At 67.0% G+C, this 6,591-nt stretch carries 8 protein-coding genes; 5 read left to right on the top strand and 3 right to left on the bottom strand.

The annotated features are described in order from the left end of the window. The first annotated feature begins 61 nt into the window (after window positions 1-61). Window positions 62-1,411 (top strand): glutamyl-tRNA reductase, encoded by a 1,350-nt coding sequence (locus tag AB4Y86_RS09055; protein WP_441401913.1) that lies wholly within the window; start codon window positions 62-64, stop codon window positions 1,409-1,411. Window positions 1,412-1,438: 27 nt separating this feature from the next. On the opposite strand, the gene AB4Y86_RS09050 is transcribed toward AB4Y86_RS09055, so the two are convergent. From AB4Y86_RS09050 to moeB, 3 genes are all read right to left on the bottom strand, one after another. Next, the gene (locus AB4Y86_RS09050) at window positions 1,439-1,891 is read right to left on the bottom strand and encodes a hypothetical protein (protein WP_441401915.1); all 453 of its coding nucleotides are present in this window, start codon (window positions 1,889-1,891) and stop codon (window positions 1,439-1,441) included. 99 nt (window positions 1,892-1,990) lie between these two features. Beyond that, window positions 1,991-2,995, bottom strand: coding sequence for an SDR family NAD(P)-dependent oxidoreductase (locus tag AB4Y86_RS09045; RefSeq protein ID WP_441401912.1), 1,005 nt, complete (start codon window positions 2,993-2,995; stop codon window positions 1,991-1,993). Between the two features lie 79 nt (window positions 2,996-3,074). After that, on the bottom strand, window positions 3,075-4,286 hold the full coding sequence (gene moeB, locus AB4Y86_RS09040) for a molybdopterin-synthase adenylyltransferase MoeB (RefSeq protein WP_441401911.1): 1,212 nt from the start codon (window positions 4,284-4,286) through the stop codon (window positions 3,075-3,077). An 84-nt stretch (window positions 4,287-4,370) separates the two neighbouring features. On the opposite strand from moeB, the gene AB4Y86_RS09035 reads away from it, so the two are divergent. The 4 genes from AB4Y86_RS09035 to AB4Y86_RS09020 all read left to right on the top strand — a co-directional run bounded on the left by AB4Y86_RS09035 (window position 4,371) and on the right by AB4Y86_RS09020 (window position 6,289). Continuing rightward, a complete protein-coding gene (locus tag AB4Y86_RS09035; protein ID WP_441401910.1) occupies window positions 4,371-5,039 on the top strand; it encodes a TetR/AcrR family transcriptional regulator in 669 nt (222 codons plus the stop codon). 52 nt (window positions 5,040-5,091) lie between these two features. Then, entirely contained in the window at window positions 5,092-5,316 is a 225-nt protein-coding gene (locus tag AB4Y86_RS09030; RefSeq protein ID WP_354235181.1) for a DUF3107 domain-containing protein, read from the top strand. Window positions 5,317-5,376: 60 nt separating this feature from the next. Next, window positions 5,377-5,679: a hypothetical protein gene (locus AB4Y86_RS09025; RefSeq protein ID WP_441401909.1), complete on the top strand. Its 303-nt coding sequence runs from the start codon at window positions 5,377-5,379 to the stop codon at window positions 5,677-5,679. A gap of 133 nt (window positions 5,680-5,812) precedes the next feature. Next, window positions 5,813-6,289: a nucleotidyltransferase family protein gene (locus AB4Y86_RS09020; RefSeq protein WP_441401914.1), complete on the top strand. Its 477-nt coding sequence runs from the start codon at window positions 5,813-5,815 to the stop codon at window positions 6,287-6,289. Window positions 6,290-6,591: the final 302 nt, after the last annotated feature.

The following is a 6,591-nucleotide window of genomic DNA, read 5'->3' as shown; positions in this document are numbered from 1 at the left end:
GGGCAGCCCCACGCCCGGCAGTTGTTCTACCGCGGTACGAAAAAGCTATGATGGTCCTGCTGTGGTTCTTTTCTCATTGGTGGCTACACACGCCGACATCGACCTCGAGACCGTTGCTCAACTGAGCACCGGTGCTTCCGGGCTCGCCACATCCGCCCTCGCCGGATCGCCGGCAGTGTCGGGTGCCGTTGTGCTGGCCACCTGCAACCGCTTCGAAATCTACGGTGAGGCCCCGCACCCGGACGACGTCGAGGCCGCCCGCGCCGCCCTGGTCGCGCAGATCAGCGGCGCCAGCGGCCTCAACGAACAAATCGTCTCCCGCGCCTTTAATACGCGGACCGGCCCGGAGGTCAGCCGGCACCTGTTTGCCGTCAGCTCCGGACTGGACTCCGCCGTCGTCGGCGAACGGGAAATCGCCGGCCAGGTCAGGCGCGCACTTATCAGCGCCCAGCACGAAGGCACCGCCAGCTCCGGCTTGGTGCGGCTCTTCCAGGCGGCTTCCAAGACCGCCAAGGACGTCGGTTCACAAACGGCGCTCGGCTCGCAGGGGCTCTCGATCGTCTCGGTCGCCCTGGATCTCGCCACCGATCTCTCCGAAAACCCCGACTGGTCCAGCAAAAAGATCGTCGTCTTCGGGACCGGCGCCTACGCCGGCGCCACGATGTCCCTGCTGCGCGAACGCGGCTGCACCGATGTCTCCGTATTCTCTTCCTCCGGCCGCGCCGCCGGCTTTGTCGCCAGCCGCGGCGGCACCGCCCTGGACAACGCCTCCCTGCCGGCCGCCGTCGCTGCCGCCGACGTGATGATCGGCTGCAGCGGCTCGGACAGCCGGGTCGAAGCCCCCGAACTGGCCCGGATCCGCTCGGCGTCGCCGCAGCCGCTGATCGCGATCGATCTGGCCCTCTCGCACGATTTTGATCCCGCCGTCGCCGAGCTCGACGGCGTCGAGCTGCTTACGCTGGAATCCGTCCGGCTGGCGGCCCCGCAGGAGCAGGCGGAGTCCCTGAACCACGCCAGCGGCATCGTCGCAGGAGCCGCGACCGCTTTCGAGCAGGAACGCGAGGCACGCTCGGTCGACTCGGCCATCGTCGCCTTGCGCCGCCACACCATGGACGTGCTCGAGGCCGAGATGGAAAAGGTGCGCGCCCGCCACGGCTGCACCGCGGCGGCTGAGGAAGTCGAGTTCGCCCTCCGCCGGATGGTCAAGCAGCTGCTGCACGTACCCACGGTCCGAGCCCGCGAACTCGCCGCCAACGGTCAGCAGGACGACTACGTCGCCGGTCTGGAAGCCGTTTACGGCATCACGGTCGAACAGCCCGCTGGCCGGCCTGCCGCCGCCGGCGCGGACGCTGCGTGCCCGGTTGAGCACGGCACGCTCCCCGCCGCCGACGGCAACCGGGAAACGGCCTGACCCGATCCGCCGCTGTCCTAGGGCGCCTCAGCGTGCGGTAAGCCGGTACACCGAGACGTGACTGCGGGATTCCTCGGTGAAGTCGCCGCGGTCCCAGTCCGCCCACCTGGATTCCAGCTCAAACCCGGCGAGCCGGGCCATGAGGTCGAGCTCGCTGGGCCAAATGTACCGGTGCGGCGTCCGCCCGATCCGGGCGTCCCGCCCATCCGAGAGTTCCGGACCGAATCGGACGTGATGCGAGCCGACGTGCTGCCGCAGCACGTCATAGCTATCGATACCGCTGACCGGGACCCCCGCCGCAGCGAGGGGGATGGCGACACGACCCGTGCCAATGGCGAACTCGAGGGCCGGGCCGCCGCCCGCGAGGCTCGACAAAACTTCCACCGTCGGGCCAAGGATCGCGGGGTCGAACATGCCCTCCCCGGGCGTGTCGTAGTTTTTGGCGGCGTCCTCGTCCCAGAGCCGCTGCTGGTTGATCATCACGCCACTATCGCACCCCAGCGTGCAGACCACTGCGCAAACACGGCTTACTGAGGACGCCCGACGGCCCGGGCGCGACAACGTGCCCGGACAGTACAGCTAGGAAGCGAAGGCGTTGATGCCCGTCAGGTCGGCGGACAGCTGCCACAGCCGCTCTGCGTCCGCCCGGTCCACGGCGTGGCCATCCACTCCCCTGACCCGCGCTTCCGGGCTTCCTTGTTGGGTCGGCTCGGCAATGTCACAGTCCTCGCAGTAGACGCCGCCCTTGCCCGCAAGCAGCGGGGAGGTGGCCGCCCAGACGGAGGTGGCGGCACCCTGCGCCGGCGTCTTGAACCGCTCGTCCGGTTTGCCGTCCGCGTCCATCCAGCCCGATGCGATCATCTCTTCCCGGGGCAGGTGGCGCTGCAGTTCGGTCATGATGCCTCCCGGGTGGACCGCGAAGGCCCGTACACCGGCACCCTTCCCGAGCGCGTCCAGGTGCACGGCGAACAGCGCATTCGCCGTTTTAGCCTGCCCGTAGGCCTTCCATTTGTCGTAGCCGCTCTCGAAGTTGATGTCGTCAAAGCGGATGGGCGAGAGCTTGTGGCCGGTGGAGGAAAGAGCCACCACCCGGGCACCGCTCCCGGCAGACAGTGCGGGCCACAGCAGGTTGGTGAGCGCAAAGTGGCCCAGATGGTTGGTAGCGAACTGCGACTCCCAGCCCGGTCCCACGCGACGCTCGGGGCTTGCCATGATTGCGGCGTTGTTGATCAGGATGTCCAGCCCGGCACCGTCGCCGAGGAAATCAGAGGCCAGGAATCCGGCGGCGAATTCCTCAACACCGGCCAGCTCGGCGAGGTCCAGCCGGGCGACGCGGACGCCGTTCAGACCGGCCTGGTCCAGGACGTCCCGGGCATGTTCGGGCCGCCGCGCAGGCACCATCACCCGGGCCCCGGCGGAGGCCAGAGCCCGGACCGTCTCCAGGCCCAGCCCGGAGTAGCCGCCGGTCACCACCGCGGTCTTCCCGTCGAGGTCCAGCCCGGCTATCACCTCCGCCGCCGTCGAGCGCGCGCCGAAGCCCGAGCCGATCTTGTGCTGCGGGGTCAGGGTGGTGTCTTGGCTCATCGCGGCACCTTTCCGGTCAGGACCCGGCGGGCCGGGACAGCTGCAGGGCTATTGGACTTTCTGGACGATCGTCGGAGCGTCAGTAGACGGGTTTGCCCGGCTCCACGTCGCGCACCCACGCAAGGATCCCGCCCTCCAGGTGGCTGACCCGGTCGTATCCTGCCCCACGCGCGGCGGCGAGCACCGCCGCGGAGCGGGTGCCGCCCTTGCAGTGGAACACGATGTCTGTGTCCCGCGGCAGCTCTTCCCAGGCGTCGCCGGCCAGAATCCGGCCCTGCGGGATCAGCTTGGCACCTTCGATGCTGACTATCTCGAACTCCCCGCTCTCCCGCACGTCCACCAGTTCGAAGTCCTTCAGGCCAGCCTTCCGCGATGCCAGCATGGTGGCGAGCTGGGTGGCGGTGACGGTGTGTTCGGTCCCGGCGTCGGCGGCCGGGGCGATCCCGCAGAAGGCTTCGTAGTCGGTGAGCTCGGTGATGCGGGGCGCTTCAGGGTCCCGGGAGACCCTGATTTCGCGCCAGCTCCCGCCGAGGGCGTCAAAGAGCGCCACGCGCCCCAGCAGCGAACGCCCGACGCCGGTGATCAGCTTGACCGCCTCGGTCACCATGAGGGAGCCGACGGCGGCGCACAGCATGCCGAACACGCCGCCTTCCCCGCAGGAAGGCACCGAGCCGGCGGGGGGCGCCTCCGGATACAGGTCGCGGTATGTCGGCCCGTGCTGTTCCCAGAAAACGCTGACCTGGCCGTCGAAGCGGAAGATCGAGCCCCACACGTACGGTTTGCCGAGAATTGCCGCGGCGTCGTTGACCAGGTAGCGGGTGGCGAAGTTGTCGGTGCCGTCCAGGATCAGGTCGTAGCCGGCGAACAGTTCAAGGGCGTTGGAGGCATCGAGCCGGACGTTGTGCAGCCGGACGTCGACCAGGGGGTTCAGGGCGGCGATGGCGTCGCGGGCTGACTCGGCCTTGGGCCGGCCGACGTCGGCCACGCCGTGGATCACCTGGCGCTGCAGGTTGCTCAGGTCGACGTCGTCGTCGTCGATGATGCCCAAGGTTCCCACCCCGGCGGCTGCGAGGTACAGCAAGGCGGGCGAGCCGAGGCCGCCGGCGCCGATCACCAAAACCCGGGCATTCTTCAGGCGGCGCTGCCCGAGGGACTCGATCTCGGGAATGATCAGGTGCCGGGAGTAGCGTTCCACCTCGTCCGGCGTCAGGCCTTCTGCCGGTTCGACCAGCGGTCCGGGGACCGGTGTCGGGGTTGCGGGGGTGCCTTTTGCGGTCAACGTCGAAGCCATAGTTCAATGTATGCCCGAAGATGCCGCCAGGTCATATTACCCGCGCGTAAAGTAGAGCCAACAGCGAAGGAAAGAAGGCCGACAATGGTTCATCAGGCACCGGTCGAGCGGGGCGATACCGGTAAGACGTCGGCCGGGAACGCACGGGGCGGGGCTGCCCGCTCTGCGCGCCTGCCGCGTGATGAACGGCGTGCCCAGTTGCTTGCCGCCGCCCAGGAGGTCTTTGTGGCCAACGGTTATCATGGCGCCGCCATGGACGAAATCGCGGAGACGGCGCACGTGAGCAAACCGGTGCTGTACCAACACTTCCCGTCCAAGCGGGAGCTGTACCTTGCGCTGCTGGATGGCCACCTGTCGGCCCTGACCGACCTTTTGCTGGGCGCCCTGAATTCGACGACGGACAACGACGAGCGCGTCCAGGCCGTGATGCGGGCCTACTTCCACTTCATCGCCAGCGACGATCAGGCCCACCGGCTGGTCTTCGAATCTGGTCTGGTCAATGATCCCGAGGTGAGCGCACGGCTGGAAACCTTCAACAAGACCTTCGCGGACGCGATCGCAAAGGTCATCGCCGAGGACACCAAGCTGCCGCTCCTGGAGGCCCAGCTCCTGGGCCGGGGATTGTCCGGAATGGCGCAGGTCAGCGCCCGGTACTGGCTGGAAACCGACGGGAACCTGGACCTCGATGTGGCCAGCGACCTGATCTACCGTTTAGCTTGGCGCGGAATCTCACGCTTCCCCAAAGAGTCCTAGAGTACAAATAGAGAACACGTGTGAACACTTTGATTGGCTTGGAGGCCTTGCTGTGGAAGTAAAGATCGGCATTCAGAACATCGGCCGCGAAATTGCCCTGGAATCGGATCAGGACGCCGACGCCGTGGCAAAGCTGGTGGGCGAGGCCCTGGCTAAGGGCACTGAGCTCCGCCTGACCGATGAGAAGGGCCGTCAGATCATCGTCCCGGCCGGCGTTCTGGGCTATGTGGAAATCGGCGCCGAGGAAGTCCGCCGCGTCGGATTCGGCGCCCTCTAGCCACCGATCGCCGCGATCCGCACCCCTGCCGTCCAACCCGCAGTTCACGAAGGAGTCTGAATGCTGTCCCTGATTGTGGTGGCCCTGGTGGCCTTGGCCGTGGGGTTCGTGGTGTGGGCCAACGACAAGCGGCATGCCAAGTACGGCATCGCCGTGCCGGCCGGGGTTGCCCTGGGGGTCGGAATGCTGAGCTGGATCATCTTCCTTGCGGCCGGCTTCGGCTACCAGCCGGGCCTGACGTGGATCCCGTGGGTGCTGCCGCTGCTGTTGGGCGCTGCCGCAGCCGTGGGGGCGGTGCTCTACCTGGGCAGGTCCCGCACGCAGCACGACACCGCCCGGATAACCGCCATCCTGCGCCTCTAACGCTCGCTGAAGGTTAGTTGGTGCGGCCACTCCCCCCTCGGGTGAGTGGCCGCACCGCTTTAACCGAGGAAGTGGGACCAAGAGTAGGGCAGGATGGTCCTGTGACCACCCCTGACGAGCAGTCCTTTCTGGCCTGTATTCAGGGAAGGATCCCCAGGCTGGCATCCGGGACTATGACCTGGTCTACTTCGACGAGGACACCTCATACGGAGCGGAGAACGCGGTGATCCGAAGGGCCCGTGAGCTGTTCAAGGATCTGGGCGTCGACGTCGAAGTTCGCAACGAAGCCCGCGTTCACGTTTGGTACGAGGAGCGCTTTGGCGTGCCGGCCATCCCCTTCACCAGCACCACTGATGCGATCGATCATTTCGCCGCGAAAACCTGCTGCTTCGCCGTCACCTCAGATGAGGCGGGCGCCCTCACAACGTACGCCCCACACGGCTACGACGACCTGTTCGCGCGGAAGGTCGTGCCCAACCCGGTGCTTGCTCCCCAGGCTGTGTACGAAACGAAGACCAGAAGGTGGAGCGCACAATGGCCAACGCTGACCGTGCTGCCATGGCCCGCAGCGAGCTCCCTGAGCGAACTGCCGCCGCAATCCGGAAGGTGACCGGGACGAGGTCTTCATGGTCGTTGCCCTGCACGACGCTGGCAGAACAACACCGACTGTGCCGCCGTCGAGAGCCGCTAGCCGGTACCGTGGTCGGGTGGCGGCGATCGAGCAAGAACTGACAGGAGGGAACGCGTCCGGACGTGTTGTGCGCATCGGTCACACTGTCCGGAAACCGTGGTTGGAAAATTCTTCCGTCATGCAGGACTATCTTCGTGCCCTCGTATCAGGCGGGGTTGACGTTCCCCAGCCCCTCGGCCGGGACGAGGCCGGTCGGAGCGTGGTCGAGTACATAGACGGCG

Source organism: Arthrobacter sp. 2YAF22_2, assembly GCF_052114645.1.
In the GTDB taxonomy this organism is placed as follows: domain Bacteria; phylum Actinomycetota; class Actinomycetes; order Actinomycetales; family Micrococcaceae; genus Arthrobacter.
Note: the sequence above shows the minus strand (reverse complement) of the source record. Positions and strands in the feature narration are given on the sequence as shown.

Excerpts from the sequence above, each read along its gene's own strand:
- AB4Y86_RS09050 (WP_441401915.1), bottom strand. The coding sequence starts at position 1,891 with ATGATCAACCAGCAGCGGCTCTGGGACGAGGACGCCGCCAAAAACTAC.
- AB4Y86_RS09045 (WP_441401912.1), bottom strand. The coding sequence starts at position 2,995 with ATGAGCCAAGACACCACCCTGACCCCGCAGCACAAGATCGGCTCGGGC.
- moeB (WP_441401911.1), bottom strand. The coding sequence starts at position 4,286 with ATGGCTTCGACGTTGACCGCAAAAGGCACCCCCGCAACCCCGACACCG.
- AB4Y86_RS09035 (WP_441401910.1), top strand. The coding sequence starts at position 4,371 with ATGGTTCATCAGGCACCGGTCGAGCGGGGCGATACCGGTAAGACGTCG.
- AB4Y86_RS09025 (WP_441401909.1), top strand. The coding sequence starts at position 5,377 with ATGCTGTCCCTGATTGTGGTGGCCCTGGTGGCCTTGGCCGTGGGGTTC.